16 protein-coding genes are annotated in these 22,382 nt (G+C 46.0%); 10 read left to right on the forward strand and 6 right to left on the reverse strand.

The window, feature by feature from the left end:
* From B050_RS0118975 to B050_RS0119000, 6 genes are all read left to right on the forward strand, one after another.
* Positions 1 to 1,920 carry a RecQ family ATP-dependent DNA helicase gene (locus B050_RS0118975; RefSeq protein ID WP_018475545.1) on the forward strand — a complete coding sequence of 640 codons (1,920 nt, stop codon included), beginning with the start codon at positions 1 to 3 and terminating at the stop codon, positions 1,918 to 1,920.
* Positions 1,921 to 2,502 carry a hypothetical protein gene (locus B050_RS0118980; protein WP_018475546.1) on the forward strand — a complete coding sequence of 194 codons (582 nt, stop codon included), beginning with the start codon at positions 1,921 to 1,923 and terminating at the stop codon, positions 2,500 to 2,502.
* Between the two features lie 6 nt (positions 2,503 to 2,508).
* On the forward strand, positions 2,509 to 3,060 hold the full coding sequence (locus B050_RS0118985; RefSeq protein WP_018475547.1) for an NUDIX hydrolase: 552 nt from the start codon (positions 2,509 to 2,511) through the stop codon (positions 3,058 to 3,060).
* Between the two features lie 142 nt (positions 3,061 to 3,202).
* Positions 3,203 to 3,895 (forward strand): tetratricopeptide repeat protein, encoded by a 693-nt coding sequence (locus B050_RS0118990; protein ID WP_229802473.1) that lies wholly within the window; start codon positions 3,203 to 3,205, stop codon positions 3,893 to 3,895.
* Positions 3,895 to 4,857, forward strand: coding sequence for an L-threonylcarbamoyladenylate synthase (locus tag B050_RS0118995; protein ID WP_018475549.1), 963 nt, complete (start codon positions 3,895 to 3,897; stop codon positions 4,855 to 4,857). The genes B050_RS0118990 and B050_RS0118995 overlap by 1 nt, the downstream gene beginning before the upstream one ends.
* Before the next feature lie 38 nt (positions 4,858 to 4,895).
* Positions 4,896 to 6,095, forward strand: coding sequence for a phosphoglycerate kinase (locus tag B050_RS0119000; protein ID WP_018475550.1), 1,200 nt, complete (start codon positions 4,896 to 4,898; stop codon positions 6,093 to 6,095).
* 231 nt (positions 6,096 to 6,326) lie between these two features.
* On the opposite strand, the gene B050_RS0119005 is transcribed toward B050_RS0119000, so the two are convergent.
* The 3 genes from B050_RS0119005 to B050_RS0119015 are packed head-to-tail and all read right to left on the reverse strand — an operon-like array spanning position 6,327 to position 13,054.
* Positions 6,327 to 6,689, reverse strand: a complete 363-nt coding sequence (locus B050_RS0119005) for a septal ring lytic transglycosylase RlpA family protein (protein ID WP_018475551.1) — start codon at positions 6,687 to 6,689, stop codon at positions 6,327 to 6,329.
* Between the two features lie 57 nt (positions 6,690 to 6,746).
* Positions 6,747 to 7,499: a peroxide stress protein YaaA gene (gene yaaA, locus B050_RS0119010; RefSeq protein WP_018475552.1), complete on the reverse strand. Its 753-nt coding sequence runs from the start codon at positions 7,497 to 7,499 to the stop codon at positions 6,747 to 6,749.
* Positions 7,500 to 7,501: 2 nt separating this feature from the next.
* On the reverse strand, positions 7,502 to 13,054 hold the full coding sequence (locus tag B050_RS0119015; protein ID WP_018475553.1) for a T9SS type B sorting domain-containing protein: 5,553 nt from the start codon (positions 13,052 to 13,054) through the stop codon (positions 7,502 to 7,504).
* A 137-nt stretch (positions 13,055 to 13,191) separates the two neighbouring features.
* Here B050_RS0119015 and B050_RS0119020 point away from each other — a divergent pair, with 137 nt between their 5' ends.
* From B050_RS0119020 to B050_RS0119035, 4 genes are all read left to right on the forward strand, one after another.
* A complete protein-coding gene (locus B050_RS0119020) occupies positions 13,192 to 14,241 on the forward strand; it encodes a PorP/SprF family type IX secretion system membrane protein (protein ID WP_026236023.1) in 1,050 nt (349 codons plus the stop codon).
* A 15-nt stretch (positions 14,242 to 14,256) separates the two neighbouring features.
* Complete coding sequence (locus B050_RS0119025; RefSeq protein WP_026236024.1) at positions 14,257 to 15,489, forward strand: M48 family metallopeptidase; 1,233 nt, start codon at positions 14,257 to 14,259, stop codon at positions 15,487 to 15,489.
* Between the two features lie 118 nt (positions 15,490 to 15,607).
* Positions 15,608 to 17,182: a M81 family metallopeptidase gene (locus B050_RS0119030; protein WP_018475556.1), complete on the forward strand. Its 1,575-nt coding sequence runs from the start codon at positions 15,608 to 15,610 to the stop codon at positions 17,180 to 17,182.
* A gap of 507 nt (positions 17,183 to 17,689) precedes the next feature.
* On the forward strand, positions 17,690 to 18,364 hold the full coding sequence (locus B050_RS0119035) for a receptor L domain-containing protein (protein WP_026236025.1): 675 nt from the start codon (positions 17,690 to 17,692) through the stop codon (positions 18,362 to 18,364).
* 321 nt (positions 18,365 to 18,685) lie between these two features.
* Here the strand turns inward: B050_RS0119035 and B050_RS0119040 are convergent, their stop codons facing one another.
* The 3 genes from B050_RS0119040 to B050_RS0119050 are packed head-to-tail and all read right to left on the reverse strand — an operon-like array spanning position 18,686 to position 22,354.
* Positions 18,686 to 19,579 (reverse strand): SMP-30/gluconolactonase/LRE family protein, encoded by an 894-nt coding sequence (locus tag B050_RS0119040; RefSeq protein WP_018475558.1) that lies wholly within the window; start codon positions 19,577 to 19,579, stop codon positions 18,686 to 18,688.
* Between the two features lie 35 nt (positions 19,580 to 19,614).
* Entirely contained in the window at positions 19,615 to 20,679 is a 1,065-nt protein-coding gene (locus tag B050_RS0119045; RefSeq protein ID WP_018475559.1) for an NAD(P)H-dependent glycerol-3-phosphate dehydrogenase, read from the reverse strand.
* Positions 20,654 to 22,354: a 1-acyl-sn-glycerol-3-phosphate acyltransferase gene (locus tag B050_RS0119050; RefSeq protein WP_018475560.1), complete on the reverse strand. Its 1,701-nt coding sequence runs from the start codon at positions 22,352 to 22,354 to the stop codon at positions 20,654 to 20,656. The genes B050_RS0119045 and B050_RS0119050 overlap by 26 nt, the downstream gene beginning before the upstream one ends.
* Between the last annotated feature and the right edge of the window lie 28 nt (positions 22,355 to 22,382).

A 22,382-nucleotide genomic window follows, 5' to 3' on the forward strand; every position in this document is an offset into this window, starting at 1 on the left:
GTGAAAAGTAAAGCGCTTTCTGTATTAAAATCGGTGTTTGGATTCGATGATTTCCGGCCCCGCCAATTGGACATAGTTCTATCGGTGGCGGAGGGGCATGATACCATGGCGCTGCTGCCTACTGGTGGAGGCAAGTCCATCTGCTTTCAGGTGCCTGCCCTGATGCAGGATGGCATCTGCGTGGTGGTGAGTCCGCTGATCGCCCTGATGAAAGACCAAGTGGAAAACCTCCGCCGAAGGGGAGTCCTGGCGGCGGCGATTTATTCTGGAATGAGAAAGCGGGAAATTGACACCACCCTTGATAATTGTATTTATGGAAACTATAAATTTCTCTATGTCTCTCCCGAAAGGCTAAAAACCGACCTGTTTATAGAGCGTTTTAAGCAGATGAAGGTAAACTTGATCGCGATTGATGAGGCGCATTGTATCTCTCAGTGGGGTTATGATTTTAGACCTCCCTATCTGGAGATTGCGGAGCTTCGCCAATATCATCCCACGGTGCCCTTTATCGCCCTGACCGCCTCAGCCACGCCCAAGGTAAAGGTGGATATTATAGAGAAACTGGAACTCCGTGAGCCCAAGGTATTTATCAAATCCTTTGCCCGAAAGAACCTTTCTTATTCCGTCCGCAAGGCGGAAAATAAACTTGAAAAGGCGATAGAGATTCTACAGCGGGTTCCTGGATCGGCCATCGTGTATGTGCGTAGCCGTAAAGGCACGAAGGAGATTGCGATGGCTCTCAGCCAGCTGAAGATATCGGCTACTTTTTACCATGCAGGACTGGATAAGGCGCTGCGCGAAAAGCGGCAGGTCGAGTGGAAAGACAATAAGGTAAGGGTGATTGTCGCCACCAATGCCTTTGGGATGGGGATAGATAAGCCGGATGTGCGTGTGGTGGTCCATATGGATATGCCGGAGAGTCCTGAGAATTACTATCAGGAAGCTGGGCGTGCCGGCAGGGATGAGTGGAAGGCTTTTGCCGTAATGCTCTTCCATGATAAGGATTTAGAATTGATGGAGGAGCGGTCCATCGCCTCTTTCCCGCCGATCGATTTTATCAGACGTGTGTATCAGTGTCTGGCGAATTATTACCGCATTGCCGTAGGCAGCAGCCTTATGGTAAGTTATGATTTTGATATTTCGGCTTTCAGCCAAACGTATAATCTGGACCTATTGCAGACCTATCATGCCCTGAAGATCCTGCAAGAAGAGGGGTTTGTGGAGCTTAGCGAAGGTTATTATAGCTTGAGTTCTCTTCATTTTCTGGTGGACAATCGCCGGCTATATGAATATCAGATCGCGCAGGTCAAGCTGGATCCACTGATCAAGGTCTTGCTGCGGATGTATGGCGGGGAGCTATTTAGTGAATATATAAAGGTGAATGAGGATAAGCTTGCGAAGGCATTGAACCTGCCTGAATCGGAGGTGATTGCTCGACTGGAGCGTATGGATACGCTAGGGATAGCCGCTTATAATAAGAAAAAAGACCAGCCGCAGGTTACCTTTCTCACCCATAGATATGATGCGGGGAAATTGCCGCTAAACAAGCAGCGGATAGCAGAGCGCAGAGAAAATAGCATCACCAAGGTAAGGGCCATGATCGCTTACGCTCAAAATGAACAGATGTGTAGAACCTTGCAATTATTAGAGTATTTTGGTGAGGAAAGTGATCTGCCTTGCGGAATATGTGATGTTTGTGTACAGAAAAAGAAAAATAGTGAGCTCAGCACACATTTAATGGACCTGAGGGAGCGATTATTCCAAACTTTGGAGCAGGGCTTGGCGTTAACATATCAGGACATCGCCGTAAAGCTCAAGCTGGCCTCTGCTGATGTCCATCTGGCAGAAATGCTCCGAACCATGGAAGATGCGGGAGAGGTAGAATTATTATCCGATGGTAGAATAAAAAGAAAGGACTGAATGAAGTTTGTTGATGATATATTAAAGAAACTGTTCACAGACAAAAGTGCAGCAGTAACCCATAAAGAGAATTTTACACCCAGTCAGTCCGAAATGGCTGAAACTTATAAATGGTCACAATCCGCGGAGGGACAACAGCTGTTTGATCTCCTTTACCAAAATATCCATTTGCAAAAAGCTGGAGAAATAGTGCCGCCCGAGCTGCAGATATTCCGCTCTCCTTATGCCAATGGCCTCGCCTTATTCTATGAGGCGCCCTTGGATTCGGAAAGTTTTTCCCACCTTTTCTTTGCTTTTGGTCAGCGAATTGTAGATTTAGGGTACGAAAGAGTGAGCCTGGACAGGACCATTCAGGAGAAACCCACCGGTGTCAATATCACCGAAAAACAATACCTAAAGCCCAAAACTTCCTATATGGCTGAAAGAACAGAGCAGCTTTTTGGCAATGTAGCCATTGAGAAAGTCTCTGTAAACCACCAGCCACAAATGATTAAAATATTGGTGACGATCTATTCCGATCGCTTATACACCAAAGCCAGGTCATTTGATACGTTTGTAGAAAGCTTATTTAATCCACAGTAAATTATTATGAATAGAGAGCAACTCCTTAGAACTCTGAAAAGTTACCGTACTCCTTTTGAAGAAGAAAAATCTTTCGTTGAAGAATTTATAGCCCTTTGTGAGGACCCGCTGGCCTTTAGCCGGGAAAGAAAAGAGGGCCACTTTACCGCCTCCGCCTGGATCGTCAATAAAAGACGTACTCATGCCTTACTGACTCATCACCGTAAACTAAACCGCTGGCTTCAGTTAGGCGGGCATGCCGATGGCAATGATAACCTCATGGAGGTGGCCATGACTGAGGCACGTGAAGAAAGTGGATTGATCTCCCTAAAGCTTGTGGATAGCTTTATTTTTGACATTGATAAGCACCTTATTCCTGCCAATAGCAGGGATGCGGAGCATTTTCACTATGATGTGAGGTTTCTGATCGAGGCCGCCATGGATGAGCCTCTGACCATTAGTGATGAGAGTAATGACCTGGCATGGGTCAATTATGATATTATCCCCGATGTGGTGAAATCCAATGATTCGATTTTGAGAATGTTGGAGAAAACCAGTAAATCAGAATTCGTCCTCTAAGGCTTGCCATTCTTTGGATTAAGAAAAAATAAAATTGAATTTTAAGAATGTCAAAGAAACAGGGATTAGGCTGCCGTATTGCTTAATATTTGTATCTTTGTCTGAAAAATTATTAATAGTGAATAAATATTTATTGATACCCATGCTACTGTTTATAATGGTGGCATGCGCTCCTTCGGAGCAGGAGCTATACGATGCAGGAATTATCGAACTGCGAAAGGGAGAATTTAAAACTGCCATTGAGAATTTTGACCGTATTCTGGAGGAAAATCCTAACCATTTTGATGCGCTCAATGCCCGTGGCGTGGCTTATTTCGAACTGCAAAAATGGGACGATGCCATTGTAAACTTCAAAGCCGCAATGAAGCAGGATTCTGTAAGTTATAAGCCTTACCTGAACTTGGGCAATGCCTATCTGGAAAAGGAAGAATTTAAGGATGCCGTAGTTAATTATAATATGGCGAGTGCTTTGGATCTAAACCAAACAGATATCTATTATAATCGAGGTTTGGCGCTTTTGGGTATGGAAGAATATGAAGATGCCTTGTTGGACTTTGACAATGCCCTTCGTGTGGATCCAAATCAAGCGCTGGTACATTTTAACCGGGGAAAGGCCTTGGTAGGCAATAATGATCCGCTGGAAGCAATCAATGCCCTCCACCGATCAGTTTCATTGGATGATACCAATGGAGCCGCTTTTTACCTTTTGGGCATTACTGAAATGAGTGCTTTGAATAAGGTGGATGAAGGCTGCGCACATTTACAGCAGGCTTTACAACTGGGCTATAATGAGGCTCAGGAATGGATAGATGAATTTTGTTCAAGTGATTCCTAATGACAAAGATCGGAAAAGATATTGGCCATGCTAAAGCCATCCTGGAAGCAGGAGACCTGGTGGGTATTCCTACTGAGACCGTATATGGGCTTGCAGGAAACGCACTTAATAAAGATGCGGTAGCCAAGATTTTTGAAGCTAAAAACCGACCTGACTTTGACCCCCTGATTATTCATACGGGAAGTGTCGAACAGATCAGTCATTATACCACCTCCTTTGCTCCTGAGTTGGAGGCTTTGGCCAATGAGTTTTGGCCTGGACCGCTTACTGTCCTTTTACCTAAGAAATCCATCATCCCAGACTTGGTGACGAGTGGCCTGGATCAGGTGGCGGTAAGGGTGCCTAATCACCCGCTTACCCGAGAGCTGTTACAATCGCTCGACTTTCCACTTGCTGCACCTAGTGCAAATCCTTTTGGCTATATTAGCCCCACCACGGCTCAGCATGTGGTGGATCAGCTGGATGGCAAGATCCCTTATGTGCTGGATGGTGGCGAATGTGAAGTGGGACTCGAAAGCACTATTGTCGGCCTCGAAGATGGACAACTTACTATTTTTCGTTTGGGAGGAATAGAAGTTTCTCAGATTAAGAGAGTGGCTGGAAATGTGTTGATATTGCCGCAGTCAAGCAGCAATCCCAAGACTCCAGGTATGCTGAAGAGCCATTATGCGCCTCGCAAACCTTTTATATTGGGTGATCTGGATCAACTGGTGCCACATTTTATTCAAAAAGGTAAGAAATTTGCAGTATTAAGTTTTGATAAGGTCTTTGATGAAATAGATGCTCCGCACCAGCGTGCCCTAAGCCCCAATGGGGACCTGAAGCAGGCTGCGCATGCATTATTTGCCTATATGAGGTACTTGGATAGTTTGGACGTGGATATTATCCTTGCGGAAGAATTGCCAGAATCAGGCCTCGGAAAAGCCATCAATGATCGTTTAAGAAGGGCTTCTGCCCATTGATTTAGAAAATTATTTTTACTTAAAAAACCTATTTAACCATGAACAGTAGGATAAAATCTGTTGACAACCTAAGCTTTGAAGGAAAAAAAGCATTGGTACGAGTGGACTTTAACGTACCCTTGGATGCTAATTTTAATGTAACTGACGACACTCGTATTGAGGCCGCTTTGCCGACTATTGAGAAAATCCTTAGTGATGGCGGATCAGTAATTTTGATGTCCCACCTAGGACGTCCAAAAGGTGGTGCCGATGAGAAATTCTCTCTTAAGCATATCTTGCTTGACCTTGAGAAATCCCTTGACCGTAAGGTGAAATTTGCCCCGGATTGTATCGGCGATGAGGCCGTGCAGCTGTCAGCAGCATTGAAGCCAGGTGAAATTTTGCTTCTTGAAAACCTTCGTTTTTACAAAGAAGAAACTGCTGGTGATCCGGAATTTTCAAAAAAACTAGCTTCTTTGGGAGATATATATGTGAATGATGCCTTTGGTACCGCTCACCGTGCCCATGCTTCCACTGCCGTCGTTGCAGATTATTTTAACGATAAAGTGTGTGGCTATTTGATGCAGTCTGAATTAGAAAATGCCGATAAGGTGTTGGAAAAGCCAGAAAGACCATTTACTGCCATTATGGGTGGTGCAAAAATCTCTGATAAGATCCTGATCATCGAAAAATTATTGGATAAAGTGGATAACCTTATCATTGGTGGTGGCATGTCCTATACCTTTGCTAAGGCAAAAGGTGGCAAAATCGGTGACTCCCTTTTGGAGGCTGATAGAATGGAACTTACCAAGGAGCTGGAAGCAAAAGCTAAAGCCAAGGGGGTAAACCTTTACCTGCCAGTGGATAATATCACTTCTAAGGAATTTGCTAACGATGCTGAGCAGGGTGTGGCCAATAGCGGTGAAATCCCTGACGGATGGATGGGCTTGGATATTGGTGAAGAGTCTCGTAAGATATTCGCCGAGGTGATCAAAAACTCTAAAACCATTCTTTGGAATGGCCCTATGGGTGTTTTTGAAATGTCTAGCTTTGACAAAGGAACTAAGGCGGTGGCTGATGCCCTTGTGGAAGCTACTGAAAATGGCGCATTTAGCCTTATCGGTGGTGGTGATTCTGCTGCTGCAATTAATAAATTTGGTTATGGTGAAAAAGTGTCCTTCGTCTCTACAGGCGGCGGAGCTTTGCTAGAGCATATGGAAGGCAAAGTGCTTCCAGGTGTAAAAGCCCTTGAACCTTAAGCCAAGAGTAGATATAAATTTAAAAAGGCTGCTTCCAGTATGGAGGCAGCCTTTTTATTATTATGACTTTTATAAATCCTTAAAATTCCGATAGATAGATTGGCATTAGGAATCTGATATAGCTATCAATCCGCTAAGCGGATGGAACTCTCGGTACTATCCCTGACTACTTAGGTTTTCAGTCCCTATTATCCTAGGTCTGGTTCTATGTCCATAGAGGGCATGCTTCGGCTATTTCCATTTTATCTCCACAGGAACCACCCCCGCACGGACCATGTCCAGCTTTCTTGCGGCCTTTTTGGAGAGGTCTATGATGCGCCCACTCACAAATGGCCCACGATCATTGATCCTAACTTTTACAGTCTTGCCATTTTGAAGGTTCTTTACCTTTACCTTGGTTCCCAGGGGTAGCGTCTTATGCGCGGCAGTCATTTTGCCATGACGGTATTTCTCGCCACTAGCGGTTGGTCGCCCCTTAAATTTGTCTGCATAATAGCTTGCTTGACCCCTTTGGGTCTGCTGAGAACTGCGTAATACAGAGCAAGAGGACAGGCTGATCAATATAATGAGCAGGTAAAATAACTTGTTTTTCATGGGTAATATTCTGGTAAATCACCATTTGATGCGTGAGGGGCTCGGATGAAAGGGAATCTACCTCACGAAAATCCATTCTTTCTCAGAGCTTAAAGGCTCGGAGAATTCATAACGATCCTCTGCAAAAACCTTTAGCTGCTCGGGATCGGTAATTTTATTCTTTATAATATAGTCCGCCATCAGTCCTCGTGCCTGCTTAGCAAAGAATCCGATTACCTTGTATTTATCTTCTTTGTATTCTTTGAAATTGACCGTGATGATGGGGCTTTTCAGAGCTTTCTTATTCACGACTTTGAAGTATTCGTTGGAGGCGAGGTTGACCACCGCTTGACCAGCTGCGGCCTTATCAATCGCCTTGGTGATTTTGTTACCCCAAAATTCATAGAGGTTCTTGCCGTTTTTGTTCTCCAAAGAAATGCCCATTTCCAGACGATATGGCTGAATAAGATCCATAGGCTTGAGCAAGCCATATAATCCGGACAAAATCCGCAGGTGATTCTGGGCAAATTCAAAATCCTCCTGGCTATACTGGTCCACTTCCATGCTTTTATAGACGTCCCCTTTGAAGGTGAGAAGGGCTTGCTTGCTATTTTCGGAGTTGAATTCGCCAGAGAAGCTCTTATACCGGTCGGCGTTTAGCTCGGCTAATGAGTCACTTACCTTCATCAGCTGGATGATGTCCTTTGCTGACTTTTTTTTCATCAGCGATACCAAGGTTTTAATGTCAGATTTGAAATCCGGTTGGGAGCTGTAGGCTACCTTAGTTGGTTCTAAATCCAGCGTTTTAGCTGGAGAAATCAATGCGATCATATTTACTCGATTACTACTATTGCTTTTTTAACTATTTGTTCCAAATTCTGGTCTCTACTCTTAAACTTGATCACCACAGGATAGGTTCCGATAGGGACTTTTTTGCCGCCTACGGTGCCATCCCAAGTGCAAAATGGGCTGTTTTCGGGTACATTCTCCTGGATGCAATGGAAAATCAATTCCCCCCATCGGTTGTAGATCAATACGGATATCTCATCCACATAATCGTTTACATATACCACAAAATTCCTTTCTGGATCAGTAGGGATTAGTGCATTTGGGGTGGTAATCTTCAGTCCGCAATCTTCTATCACCGTAAAGGTCTCCATAAAAGTACAGCCTGCGATATCGGTCACGATAAGGGTATAGTCCCCAGGTAATGTAGGGGTGAAGGCTGCGTTACTGCTGACCAATTCATCCTCCAGGTACCATTGGTATCTTCTCCATTCGCCGGTGGGCTGAAGGGTTTCCGTGATCCCTTCCACCGCACAGATGGTATAGCTATCCTCTAGTTCCGGGGCCACAGCATCGGAGTCCACCAAGGTCGCCTTATCCGTTCCGACGGAGCATGTCTGCCCAAAAACCGAATTGATAAGCCGCACCCGATAGGTCCCTTCTTCATTTATTGCTATTTCATCAAGACCGTCAAATTCAGGAATACGGATACTTTGACCGTCAGCAGTGACGCGATACCAGGCAGGCTCCAGGTTGGCAGTGGCCGGAGCATCGTAGGATGCTCGTAGGATGCCTGTGCTAGTATTGGTGCATAATCCGCTTTCGATGATGATCTCCACAGGGACCCTGGCCGGGACTTCTGGTGCGTAGAAATCCAACCATGCTGCTGGGCAAGCGGCGCCCTGTTTTGGCTGTACGTCCAGGCTGAAGTCACCAGGATTATTAGGGACAAAACTTTGCTCTCTACCGACAATTACTCCAACCACATTCCTCCAAAAGAAATTGTAATTTGAAGGATCAAATTCATCATCAAGCACCGCAAGGTAGCGTAGACCAGTGTCGCAATCATATAGCTCTTCTATATCATACCGGACCTGATTATTGAGGACGACCTCCATTTCTCTAATCCTTGGGCAATTTTCACCCGAAGGATCTTCACCTCGAATGGTGTAGATTCCTTCCTGATCCAGGGTATAGATGCCATTGGGCTGTGGAGTGTAAATACTGCCGTCCTCGAAGGTGATGGTATAATTGACCCCTAGCGGGGGATCAGGTGCGAAATAGAAAATCTCACAAGCCTGAACTTGACTGGGTGCACTAAAGTTAACCAACGATTTGCCTATTATTAAATAGCGTTGCGTATCGGGGAATATACAGCCAGAAGGCTCGGAAACCTCCACAGCGTAGCTTCCTTTTCCTAGCTCAACGGTGACAGTGGAGTTGGTGATAGATCCTGCGATCTGATCTCCATTGTCCTCATTGGTGATGATAAAGTCTGCCTCTGTGGCGAGCCCAGTCATATTGATCACGATACTTCCTGGTAAGATCCCGTCCGGGCCGCAGGTTTCCGGGCTGGCGATCACCTCATAGCTGAAATCACCCGGCGGAGTCGCATTGGCAATGGTTACCACCTCCACAAACTCACATCCTCCACGGTCGGCTATAACGGTATAATTGCCCGGAGGCAAATTCTCAAATGGCCCAAGCACATCGCCATTGGCCACATTCAAAAACTCCTCACCATTTTCTATAATCGAAACGCTGTTGGCATCTTCCAGCATAGTGATCGCAAAGCTTCCCGTGGGATTTTCGCAGGTGCTCTGTCCTGTGATCAGGTCTATCGTAAATTCGGGTAATGGATTTATTGTTAAGCTAGCTCTCTCTTCTACCACGCAGCCCTCCAGAATAGGGTCTTCCGCAGCGAAGATAATATCATAAACACCAGGGCTAGGAAGCTCTTCGGGATTGACTTCCCACTCGTATCCTGCTCCCAATAATACGGGGGCTTCGGTGCTTCCCTGGAGCTGGTAGAACCACTGCCCGCTGATAGGTGTGTCAGGGGCGAAGGTGATATAATTCTCCTCATAACAGCTCTCTTCCGCCTCCTGTGTCAATTCAAATTCAAATGCCGGGCCTACAAAAACAGAGGTCATCGCCGAGCAGGCCTGGAAGGATTCATCAGCATCTGCCGGAGGTCTAAAGCTTACCACTACGGTATAGATGCTCTCCTCCGTCACCTCGATCGAATTGGAGTTATTGTCCCCAAAAACGTCTCCGGCGGCATTGGTCCATTCGAAATCGTACAGTCCCTCCGAAGGATCATATCCTTCTATGGCTGTCAGGGTAATGGGGCTGCCACTACATAAAGTGATATCATCCTCCAAAGTCAATGGGGGTGGGCCTACTACCTCTACATCCAATTGACCATTATAATAGTCCGGATTTCCACAGCGCTCCACATTCAAGGTCACGGTGAATATTCCTGCGGAATCAAATTCATACTCCAGGAATTGGAAATCGTCTCCTGTGCCTGAATATGAAAAGACCTCGCCTCCATCAATATCAAGAATGGCCCAGTTGTAAAAGTCTATATCTGGCTCTCCGGCACCTTGGAATTCGGCCAAGGCCAGCCCTTGATCCAGACACAGTCGGTCAGGGCCTGATAATTCTGGCTCTGGGATATTGCTTCCTGAGTTTTGGACATAGGAAGGGAGACCAAGGTTATTGCTGCCATTGGTTGCGGGACCTTGGCTCGTATAGGAGCTAGGGTTGCAGTCAGAGCCAGGGTTGATCTGGCCCACCTGCGGTGCACCGACCACCGATACGTAGATGACACCATTTGGCCCCATCTGTATGGCTCCCAGATCTCCTCCAGCACTGCCAGAAAGTAGGTTTCGGGATGCTTCTATACAAGCCTCTATTTGGTCACGGCTTTCGGCATCAGCAAAACAGGTAGGGCAGATCTCACTTCCACCTTCCTCATCATCTATTTCCAAGCCTTTGATGGCGATCTCTTCGATTCCTTTTCCGTCTCTATAAGACACAAATATCTTATTACTATCACTGGAGAACTCCAGCCCATATACCTCATCACTACAGCCAAGGTCAATGGTAGCGTATTCTTTAAGTTCGCCTGTGGACTCATCAAAATCAAATATATCGACAGTGCTGCAGCCATTCTCATCATAGATGGTTACGGCGACTTGTTCTCCATCAGGGCTGAATTTCATGGAACCTACACCCGCTCCATAGCCATGATTGGTGCCCACCGAACTGGGAACCGCCTGCCCAATACCTTGGGAGGTTACGGGGTAGGCCCGGAAGGTGTTATTGCCCAGTTCATGGAACATCACCCAGGTGGTGTCGCCAGACTCAATAGCGGCGGATTGCTCTGTTCCTGGGTTGAAGAGGAAATTGTCAGGACTTACCACACTTCCCACTCCGGTAGTATTCTCACCTTTGATGTCCACCAGGGAAAACTTCACCGTATTGGTGCCGCTGCTATTGGACTGGGTGGTGAAGAGGTAATATAAGGTTTGCTCTTGAGGGACTTTGATGGCGATCACACTTTGCGTGGAGGTATTGTCTCCACCTATATCCTCGCCTCCCTCCATGAGATTTCCATTAAGATCCCATACCGACTGGCCATCCGTATAGAAAAGCACCTGTCCCGTTTGATCAGAAATAGTCGTGGTACCGGCAGGAATGTCCCAGTCAAAGCCAGGGTCCTCCACAGGTCTTGGTAGCGGGCCATCCGGATTGTCAGGGTCAGGGTTGAAGTCTAAGCCTGCATTTTCTCCGAAATACCATATATTATTGGTTTGATCATCTACTTTTTCATTGGCCACTGGATCCCACATTTTCACGGTGGTTTCAGCATATACATAGCATGTGGATCCCTCTTCTCTAGCTAAAACCCAATATGTGCCAGGTTTACAAACTTCATTAGGACCTTCACCGATCCATCCTTCTTCTTTCTTATTGGACCAGAAGTATTCATAAGCAGTTTCTCCATCTTGACCCGATCCTCCGCCAGTGCCTGGGATTCCTCCGATGCCCCCACCGGATCCTCCACCTGAGCCACCTTGTCCTTCTTCGCCAGAGCTCACCTCTAGCATTTCATTCAGGTCGAGACAGGTTTTGCAAGTGGTGGTGTCGGATGGGGTGAAGCTGGCCTGTAGGTTGTTTTCTGTAAAGCTGATGGTGTGATTGACGGTCTGACTGCTTCCATCCGCTAGCTCCACCGTTAAGGTGACCGTTACAGATTCTTGATTGGTGGCATTTGCAGGCAGGAGCAGGTGCTCCTCATTGAGCTCAAGCTCAATCTCCGACCCGTCCTCGTCCGTAGGGGGAGGAGTTAGCTCCCATTCATAGGATCTTATAGGTATATTTGCAGGATCCAAAAATGAGGTCAGCTGAAGGGCATTATTCATACAGGGATCTTGCGGCTCATAGGTAAAATCTACGGTGACGTCGATGTCCTCATTAGGAGCAAATAATGGGAATTGGCCGCCACAAAAGTCAGTGCCTTCGAAGGGATCAGCATCGACTTCCAGTTCCTCCAATAGAGGATTATCGGGATTCTCTAAGGTGCCTACATAGAAGGCGTCATTTCCTTCTTCCTGATAGATATAATAAAGCTGGCCGTCTGGCCCCACCTTGATATCTAATAGTTGGGAATTTACATTTCCTGAGGGATTTGGGCTAGGGATAATCTCTGGCTCCGCCTCCAGGTCGTCTGTAGGGACACGGAGAAGTTCATCTCCTCGGGTGAAATAAATGAAATTCCCGTCAGGGGAATATTCGGCCCCGCCATAGTTTACGGAGGGAATGCTGGTGGAGAAAGTTATTTCTCGAGGGCTGGAGAAAGTGCCACTTAAGGTATCAAAATCCAGGACGGTGATAGGTGAAGAAGAATCTTCTGGCAATAAAATCAGTTGCGAGGTCTCTTCATTAAAAATCATCCGATCGGGAGCGTTGGGCAGGCTTAGGAAGTCCATTTCGGTGAATACCCCTTCCTGATTGGTGATTTCTCTGGAAACCAGTTGCCCACCTTCATAGCTGATCAGATAGCTTGGCGAGTCAGGAGTTTTGATGACAGAGATGGCGCCGGAAGCAGAAGAAATGGGTTGATTGAGACTAGTGACTTCGCCAGCAGGAGGGCTATTGGCGGGCGCATCGCCTTGGGCATTCATGTCAATGACCGAATATTGCAATTCCCCAGCGGGGCTAATATAAAAGGTATAAAATGTTCTTTCGCCGTTTTGTTCGTAGTTTAGCGCAGCGATAGCGACGGTTTGCGTACCCTCAAAATCACCATTTATCCCATTGGGAGCGCCTTGTATCAGGTCATCAAGATAATTATAAACCAACTCACCATTGGTATAGAATAAAGGTTCACCGGTAATCGGGTCTATGGCGATGGCATTGTTGTTTTGGCCGATTACCACCGAGCCGGGCAGGGTGTTTACATTGGGTGTACTGCCCTTTCCAAAAGAAATATAATTATTTTCTGCATTGCGGCCACAGTATCCGAAGATCCATTCGTTATTATTATAACCTTGACTTTGGGCAGAAAATATAAAAAAAGGACATAGCATTAGAAGGTAAAGAATATAAATCACTCTTAATCTTATGTAAATAGAAGTCCTTTTCATAATTTATGTGCTGCCATAAAACACCTGATACTGGCTTGTCGTTAAACAGCTTAACTTTACTCAAATAAACGAACAAATATTTGTTTAGGTCTTATATATACTTAGTTTTTTGCTTGATCGCATTAACTTGCTCTACTACTCGTAGTTTTGGCCAGGACCCTCAGTTCAGCCAATACTATGCTGCGCCTTTGTACCTAAATCCGGCCTTTGCTGGGTCTGAATTACAGACGCGTATAGGTGCAAATTATCGCAGTCAATGGCCCGGCCTGGATGCACAGTATAATACTTTTTCGGCATATGCGGATACCTATTTGGAAAAATATAACAGTGGCCTCGGCCTGATGATACTAAATGATGTCCAAGGTGCTGCTGATCTGCATTCCATCACTATTTCAGGCATCTATTCCTACGAACTTCGGGTGTCAGAAGGCCTTTACTTCCGGCCAGGCTTTCAGGCCAGCTATATCCGCCGTGATGTTGGCTATTATGATAATTTGATCTTTGCGAATCAAATAGATCCAAGTAACCCCTTCGGACCTCTATTTCCAGGAAATACCGATCTGACAGGCCTAGGAGAACCTATTAATATGCTTTCCCTTTCGGTCGGTGGATTGATATTCACCGATAAGCTGTGGATAGGCGGTTCTGTACACCATATCAATCAGCCCAACCAGTCCTTCCTCGATGGGCTAAGTCCCCTTCCTCGCAAGTATTCCTTCCATGCAGGGTATAGAATAGGTCTTGGGCATGGAGCCATGAAGCGGGATTTTACACATAGATATAAGCAGCGGTACTTTGTACCCACGGTGAATTATAAAAAACAAGGGGTCTTTGAGCAGCTGGATCTCGGCGCTTACCTCTACGCTGAGCCTCTGGTGCTCGGACTGTGGTACCGAGGCCTTCCCTATAAACCGCTGAATAGTGAAACCAACCGGGATGCCATAGTGATGCTGATTGGCCTCAGTCTTCCCTCCGGTATGGATGTCGGCTATAGCTTCGACTATACCATGTCACAGCTGGGAATCCAGTCTGGCGGAGCCCATGAAGTGAGCATTTCTTTTACCCTTCCCAATAGAAACCCCGGTGCGCCAAGATTAAGAGATACCCTCTTGCCCTGTCCGAAATTTTAATAGTTTTGCGGGATGATGAATGCGGAAAACATAAAGATTATCCTGATCGGCCTGGTTCTGGCTGGTTTCTTTTTTGATAAATTCAGCAGCTGGCTGAATGTGAGACAGCCTGTACCTCCTGTTCCCGATAATCTCAAGGGCTATTTAGATCAGGCGAAATTGCTGGAAGCTAAATCCTACCAAAAAGTGAATTTCCGCTTTGGAATGTTTTCTGAAAGTCTGTCGCTGGCCCTCATGCTGGTACTATTGATTTTGGGTGCTTTCGGTGAGCTGGATACCTATATCTCCGGTATTACTGATAAGCCGCTCATACAGTCACTCTTATTCTTTGGTATACTATTCATTGCTTCAGATCTTTTGTCCCTTCCTTTTGACTATTACCATACCTTCCGTATTGAGGAGGATTATGGGTTTAACAAAACCAGCCCCAGGACCTTCTTCCTGGACAAGATAAAAGGTTATGCTCTTGCCCTGGTCGTTGGAGGGGGATTGTTGACACTTTTGATTTGGCTGATCGCAACTTTGGGCTCAGGGTTTTGGCTTTATTTCTGGCTGGTGGCTGCTGTCTTTATGGTCGTGATCAATAGGTTTTATACTTCATTGATATTGCCTTTATTCAATAAACTTTCTCCTCTGGAGGAAGGAGAGCTGAAGTCAGCCATTATGCACTACGCCGATCAGGTGGACTTTCCTCTGACCAATGTATATGTCATCGATGGGAGTACGCGCTCCACCAAAGCTAATGCCTTCTTTTCCGGATTTGGCAAACAAAAGAAAGTGGTGCTTTATGATACCCTGATTGAGCAGCATACGGTGGAAGAATTAGTGGCGGTCCTCGTTCATGAGGTGGGGCATTTTAAGAAAAAACATATCCTTCAGTCCATGCTGCTCTCCGTGCTGCAGGTGGGGATTATATTATATGCAATGTCCATCGTGGTAAATTCTGAGCAAATCAGTATGGCTCTGGGAGGGGCAAGGCAAGCGATTCATTTGAATCTACTAGGTTATTTTATTTTGTTTAGCCCTATTTCCAGCATTATGGGGATAGGCATGAATATGCTGAGCAGGAAGAATGAGTTTGAGGCGGATGCGTTTGCCAAAAGCACCTATTCAGGACCTCCTCTTGCCGCCGCCCTAAAGACCCTTTCGGTAAAAACCTTAAGTCAAATAAACCCACATCCTCTACAGGTATTTATTAAATTTTCCCATCCTCCGCTTTTGCAGCGCTTAAAAAAGCTCGAAGCCTAATGCTCTCAGGTTAGCTGTGTATGGCTAAAAGCATTTAGTACGTGTAATTTTTGGATGAATGGTGAATCATCTGATAAAAATTTTATTAATTTAGGGTAGATAAATAAAAACTTTCTATATGAATAACAAGATCACCCTTACATTTCTAAGTTTTTCACTTGTGGTACTTGGCCTGATGGCCAGCTGCAGTGAGGACAAAGCCGGGCGAGGGGAATTACCCCGCATAGCGATAGCCGGATTAGCTATTGAGTCGAGCACTTTTTCGCCAGCGGTATCGGAGGAAGAGGCCTTCCGTGCGAAAAGAGGAGAGGAGGTATTTACCAATTACCCGTTTATGGAGGAGGGAGCGGTAAATCGCATGCGGGCAGTTTGGCTGCCTACCTTGACAGGGAAGTCCATACCGGGGGGCATTGTGAGTCGAGAGGCTTATGAGAAACTGATGAAGGAGACCTTGGAGATGCTGGAAGCCAATAAGCCTTATGACGGTTTGTTTTTTGATATTCATGGTGCCATGAGTGTGCAGGGCCTGGATGACCCCGAAGGAGATATGATCGTTCGGATCAGAGAGGTGATCGGGCAGGAACCCCTTATTTCTACCTCTATGGACCTTCATGGCAATGTGTCTGATCGCTTGGCCACCCAGTCGGATATGATCACATGCTATAGAATGGCCCCTCATGAGGATGCTCTAGAGTCCAAAAAAAGAGCCATGGATAATCTGTTGGATCGACTGGAGAGTGGAAAGGGTAGGCCGGCTTATAAGGCTTATGTGGCGGTGCCAATATTATTGCCCGGAGAAAAGACGAGTACGAGAATAGAGCCTGGCAAAAGCCTCTATGCTCAGGTTCCTAAGGTGGCAGATCAGGAAGGGGTCGTGGATGCTGCGATCTGGATGGGCTATCCATGGGCCGATGAACCGCGAAATCACGGGGTGGTTATGGTCACCGGAGATGATAAGGAAAAGGTTCAGGAAGGTGCCGAAAAGCTTGCCAATAGCTTCTGGGATGTTCGTAAGGAATTTGAATTTGTGGCCCCCACTTCCACTCTTGAGGAGGCATTGGATGCGGCTATCACGAGTGATAAGGTGCCCTTTATGATTAGCGACTCCGGAGATAATCCTACCGCGGGCGGTGCTGGGGATGTCACTTGGTCGCTCAAAAGAATTTTAGACCGTAAGGAATTTCAGTCGGAGTCTGGTCCGTCGGTAATCTATGCCTCTATTCCTGGCCCCGAGATGATCAAAGCGGCTCTCGCTGCTGGTGAAGGAGCCATCGTCAAAGCTCCAGTGGGAGCAATGGTCGATAGCCGTTTTGAAGGTCCAATCACCCTGGAAGGAAAAGTCATGGCCATCAGAGAAGGCGATCGTGACGCCAGAACCGAGGTGGTCATCCGTACAGGTAGTGTGGATGTGATTGTTACCGATAGACGTAAGCCTTATCATTATGAAAAAGACTTTACTCAGCTTGGCCTCAATCCTCGCAAAACAGATATTGTCATCGTGAAGATAGGCTATTTGGTGCCTGAGCTGTATGATATGAGGGCCGACTGGCTGTTGGCGCTTACCAAAGGTGGCGTGGATCAGGATCTAATGAGGTTGGGCTATAAGCGACTGAATCGCCCGATATTTCCTTTGGACTCTGCCATGGAAAATCCGGATTTATCCCCCAAATGGATCCCTTTATCGGATAAATAATTTAAAGAATTGCCCAAATTTAAGGCGGTGGTTCCAATATGGAATCACCGCCTTTTTTGTGGGGATTAATTTTAAATCGCCTCTCCCCTTAATTATTACTGCCAAAAGCTCAGGTCAAGGAAGATAAACCTCTCCTAATGGTTTGAAAAAGTAATAGTCTTTAGCTATTATTTCCTTGATTTCTAATGGGATAAGGTCCGACAGTCATGTCTCAAAGTGAGGTTTTTTTCATTTGCTAGTGCCAAGCTAACCTGGAGTTTTCTATGAGAAGTAAATATCACCAGTCTGTTTGAGGCTTGAATTAGTGCCAATGTGGATCCTGTTTTAGTCCTTTGAGAGGACTGTTTTGATAAAATTAGCGATTAATTAAATACTTTTAAATATGCTGTTTATATACAAATAAAAGTGCTTAGATGCATTATATAGCGGCATGAGGAGGGCTGTATTGTATTCTATGTTAATTTGCTTTATTTTCACCTAAATTTAAACTTGGAATACAAGCCCTTCATGAGACCTCTTCTTTTTCTGGTTTTTTTTACCACTGTAATTTCTTGTAGTTATCGGGATTTAACAGAGAACTTCCCTCAGCCAACGGTTTGGGATGGCGACTTATTTCTTAGTTCCCAGGCGGCTATTGATGATTTTAAAGATACCTATGTGGGGATCAATGGCGATTTGTCCATTGAAGGAGTGACGGGGGATATTGTTGACCTTTCTCCATTGAAGAATATCCGATTTGTCTCCGGGGATTTTATCATCCAGAATACCGAAAACATCAAAGACCTTTCGGGCTTATCAGGCTTAGAGTCTGTGGGTGGCCAGTTTTTTATCTATAGGAACAGAGCTTTGGAAAGCTTCCAAGGACTGGACAATCTGAAGTCTGTACAGGGGATGTTTTTCATCTCCCTCAATGCCAAATTGCAGACCATGCAAGGATTGCAGGCTATGGAGCAACTGGGGGATATGCTTTACGTGTTCAAAAACGCAAGCCTTGCAGATTTGGATGGCTTGCAGAGCATCAAAGAAGTGGAAGGAAATCTAAGCTTCTCCGGTAATGTCCAACTCAGCGACTTCTGCGCTCTACAGTCGGTATTGCAAAGCACGACAGTAAATGTCCTTACCGAAAATAATGCCTTTAATCCCACCTCAAACCAGATCTTGCAGGGCTTCTGCAGCCAGTAATAATCTGATATCTGGATTCCTACGTTGATTTTCCTCCTCTTATTTTGCTATCGCAAAAGCAGGTTTCTTCCGACCTAAGATTTTCGAATCCAGGGAGAATTTCATTCCACCTTCTATATTTTGGTATCGGCGTTCCGAGGGGCCGAAGTTGAGCTTGCTGGGCAAAGCGAAAAATTAATGCTTGGCAACTAGAAAGGAAGCTTTTCTATTTCACTGGTATATTTCTGGGTTAAAGGAAATCGAAAAAAAATAGGTGAAAAATGCAGATCTCTAGAGAAATCGCTTCTTCACCTATTCCACTTATTTTTATCAGGCAAGCTCTTATTTAGCGCCTGCGACATTCATTTTTAGGGTATATACGGACTTGCTGGCCGTGATAAAGAGGGTTTTACGATCTTTGCCACCAAAGGTGATATTGGCAGTCCAGCGCTCAGGAATGGCTATATGGCCAATTTGCTCTCCCTTTGGATTGAAGATCGTCACGCCATTGCCAGTAAGGTAGAGGTTGCCTCTTTCGTCCAGAGTCATGCCATCGGAACCCATGCTGACGAATAGCTCGGGGTCGCTCAGGTCACCGTTTTTTTGGATGGCGTATTTATAGGTTTTTTTATCTCCAATATCAGTGATATAAAGAGTTTTGCCGTCAGGGGTACCCACGATGCCATTTGGACGGACGTAATGATCCGCCACTATGCGGACTTTTCCGTCCAGAGGATCGCGATAATATGCCCGCTGAGCCTCCATATCCATTTCCTGTCGGGTCCAATAATCCCTTTGATAATAAGGGTCCGTAAAGTATATACCGCCTTTATCGTCTATCCAGAGATCATTTGGCCCATTGAAATCCTGCCCTTCAAAACCCGCTTCGACAACGGTCACTTCCTTGTCCGCACTGATTTTCCAAAGTTCAAACTTCTCATCTGCACAGGCATAAAGCACTCCATTATCATCAAAAAACAACCCATTAGAGCGGCCTGCATTTTCCATAAACACTTCTACCTGATCCGTATCGGCTTCCCAGAGGTATATGCGATTATTGGGTTGGTCGGTGAAATAAACATCGCCGTTTGGTGCCACTGCCGGGCCCTCGGTAAAGCTAAATTGGTCCGAAAGAAGATTGGGCTGCGCCTCTGGTGAGTACAGCGTCGATTTGGTGGAGGTGCATGAGGCTAGGCCTAGTGCTAAGGCCGCCATCAGCGTCAAATAATTTCTCATGGTTTGGTTAAAGGGTTGTTTAGTTTGGTCTATATTTATAGGAAGTCAATATCTACATTGAAGGGGTATTTCATAAGAAAATGAAGGGCATCTTCGACTTTAAAGCCCTCAAAAAGCACCTTATAGAGGTTTTCGGTAATTGGAGCTCTCATGCCACTTCCTTGCAGGAAGGTTTGCAATAGCCGCACAGTATTGATTCCTTCGGCAACTTCCTCCATGCTGGCATTGATCTGGTCCAGAGTTTCACCTTTGGCCAGGCGATATCCTACCGTATAGTTTCTAGAAAAAGTGGAGCTACATGTAGCGACTAGATCACCGATTCCGGCCAATCCGATGAATGACTGTGTCTGGCCTCCAAGGGCTTTGCCGAGATGAATCATCTCCACCATACCCCTGGAGATGAGTAGTCCGCGGGCATTTTCGCCCAGTCCAAGGCCCGCCAGGGCGCCGGAGGCAATGGCGATTGTATTTTTGAGCACTCCACTGAGTTCTACACCTCGGATATCCTGATTGCCATATACTTGGAATCGGTCTGAGCGAAGTAAGCGTTGCCCCTCCAGAATGACCTCATTGAAGTGGCTGGCGACCACCGTGGCAGCTGGCTGGCCCATCGCCAGTTCTTTGGCGAGGTTTGGACCAGCTAGGCATCCTACTCTTACGACCACCGTCTCATTTTGGATCACATCACTCATGGTCCAGATATTATCACTGGCGATCTTATCGACCTGACTAATGGTCTTGCCCTTGGGCAGGTTCACCACCAGCCCCTTAGTACCGTGGATCAGAATATGGTAAGGGTGTAAGAACGGGGCAAATTTCCGCATCACATCCCTGAATCCAGAGGAGGAAACTACAGGAAACATCACCTCGCAGGTTTCACAGATCAGCTGGGGATCAGTGGTGGCAGATATATTGGTATGCAGCTCCCGTCCCTCAGCGCTGTGCTGGAGGTTTATTTCATCCACAATCTCCTGCTTCCGGGCATAGACGATTACCGTGCTCTTTTCTGCTAGGATATTTGCAATGGCTGTACCGAAACTCCCGATACCGATTACTCCAACTGGTTTATCTGTATTATTTGAAGAGTTTTTCGAGCTCATAGCCATCTAGTCGATTATGATAGTAAAATAACAGGCTCATGTCCTGCGTCGTGATTTTATTGTCTTCTGTTTTGATCAAAGGGCGTTTGGCGTGGTACATGCCCACATTCTCCAGCCCATGAGCGATGATATCATCCAAACCCTGCTTCAGGTGAGGGGCGACATGCACCTTGCCCTCGGCTCTGATTTCCATGATGCGATTCAATACGCGCTGGCAGCCTGACCTGAAATCATCATAGCTGAGAAGAAGATCCTCTTCCGGAAGACGGAGAAGGTTGAATAAATCCATTTTGGAATTTTGTTTCTTAATCATCTCAAAGGCGGTGAAAGCGACCAGATGACTGCTGAAAATCCGGTTGATCTTATGAAATTCCTCCGCTATTCGATCTCCAAGCTTTTGGGTGTACACCTCCTCGCGCTGAGGGTCCACGGTTACCTTTCCATTTGACAGGAAGTAATCGCAGGTATCGATGACCCGCTGATCCTTATCCAGGGATTCCCCGTCCATATTGACATAGTTTCCGAGTACATCCATGGCTGAGCCTATACTCACGGAGATATCAGATCCTTTGGTAAAAAATTTCACCAGGAATTTAGAGATTTTGTAGGAGGTGGAAAATTCATCGGACTCCTTATAGTATCGCTCTTGGCCTGTAAGGCTAAGGTACTCCCTGATCAGACTTGGCGCCTCTAGGGTGAAATGATAATTAATGGTGACTGGGACGATAAATACCTTGCCACTGATGTCAAGGGCTCCTTTTTCATAGTTTGCCCTTTGGGCTTCCACGGCCGTGCTGAGCAGCCCCAGCTTTAGCTTATCCTCTATCCTCCCACTTCTGGAGCGTGTGCCGCCAGGAAAGAAGAGGCTATGACAGCCAAATTGGATCGCTTCGCTCGAATAGGTTTTTAGCGTTTCGAGATAGAGAAGGTTTTTCTTTCTTCTATCCACTTTATAAGCGCCAAGGGCATTCATGAAGTAAGCGAATATCTGAATATTAAATAGGTTCAAGCCCGCTCCATAGACAAATGGGGGCATGCCAAGCGTGCTGATGGTCCAGCCGATTAGGATGCTGTCAAGATTGGAGAAGTGTGTCGGTACCATCACGATGGTGCCTTTGGAGGCCAGATGCCTCAATTGATCCGTTTCTCCTATGATTTGGATTTTATCCTGTAGGGTAAATTGCTTGCTGAAAATAGAGCCAAAACCTTTTACTCTTGCCGCATTTAGCAACCTGCTAAAACCAAAAGTGACCAATTTCCGGGTCGCTTTATAATGGCTATGTTTGAAGTTACTGGCGATTTCTTCCGCATACCGAGTGGTGATGCTGGTGAGGATTTGATGATAAAACTGCTTTTTTTCCTCCTCTGTGCTATTGGGGTCGGGGCTTCCCTGAACCAGGGCAGACCGCACTTCTGACCAAAACTCTTCCTCATCATCGGGATCCACAAGCCAGGGGTTCTGCTTGATGCGGAGTTTTTCGCGGTATAAGGTCGTTTCGAGTTCCTCCTTAAGTAGGTCGAGGTTATTGCCGGTGATTGATATGATTTTGTCCTTGCTGATTCCTGCAACGCTCTGCACAAAACTCTTGCGGCTTTTGGCAAGTTTTACTACGGGCCATTCATCCTTTTCAGGAATGATAGGGGCATATTTATGTTTAATATAGTCGTCAGTCAAGGAAATTTCAGTTGATGTTCTGTCAAAG

The sequence above is a fragment of the Echinicola pacifica DSM 19836 genome (genome assembly GCF_000373245.1).
Taxonomy (GTDB): domain Bacteria; phylum Bacteroidota; class Bacteroidia; order Cytophagales; family Cyclobacteriaceae; genus Echinicola; species Echinicola pacifica.

Bases quoted from the DNA above. Each gene is read 5' to 3' on its own strand.
- B050_RS0119045 (WP_018475559.1), bottom strand. From the start codon at position 20,679: ATGAGCTCGAAAAACTCTTCAAATAATACAGATAAACCAGTTGGAGTA.
- B050_RS0119035 (WP_026236025.1), top strand. From the start codon at position 17,690: ATGAGACCTCTTCTTTTTCTGGTTTTTTTTACCACTGTAATTTCTTGT.
- B050_RS0119030 (WP_018475556.1), top strand. From the start codon at position 15,608: ATGAATAACAAGATCACCCTTACATTTCTAAGTTTTTCACTTGTGGTA.
- B050_RS0118995 (WP_018475549.1), top strand. From the start codon at position 3,895: ATGACAAAGATCGGAAAAGATATTGGCCATGCTAAAGCCATCCTGGAA.
- B050_RS0119000 (WP_018475550.1), top strand. From the start codon at position 4,896: ATGAACAGTAGGATAAAATCTGTTGACAACCTAAGCTTTGAAGGAAAA.
- B050_RS0118985 (WP_018475547.1), top strand. From the start codon at position 2,509: ATGAATAGAGAGCAACTCCTTAGAACTCTGAAAAGTTACCGTACTCCT.
- B050_RS0119005 (WP_018475551.1), bottom strand. From the start codon at position 6,689: ATGAAAAACAAGTTATTTTACCTGCTCATTATATTGATCAGCCTGTCC.
- B050_RS0118980 (WP_018475546.1), top strand. From the start codon at position 1,921: ATGAAGTTTGTTGATGATATATTAAAGAAACTGTTCACAGACAAAAGT.
- B050_RS0119015 (WP_018475553.1), bottom strand. From the start codon at position 13,054: ATGCTATGTCCTTTTTTTATATTTTCTGCCCAAAGTCAAGGTTATAAT.
- B050_RS0119040 (WP_018475558.1), bottom strand. From the start codon at position 19,579: ATGAGAAATTATTTGACGCTGATGGCGGCCTTAGCACTAGGCCTAGCC.
- B050_RS0118990 (WP_229802473.1), top strand. From the start codon at position 3,203: ATGCTACTGTTTATAATGGTGGCATGCGCTCCTTCGGAGCAGGAGCTA.
- yaaA (WP_018475552.1), bottom strand. From the start codon at position 7,499: ATGATCGCATTGATTTCTCCAGCTAAAACGCTGGATTTAGAACCAACT.
- B050_RS0119025 (WP_026236024.1), top strand. From the start codon at position 14,257: ATGAATGCGGAAAACATAAAGATTATCCTGATCGGCCTGGTTCTGGCT.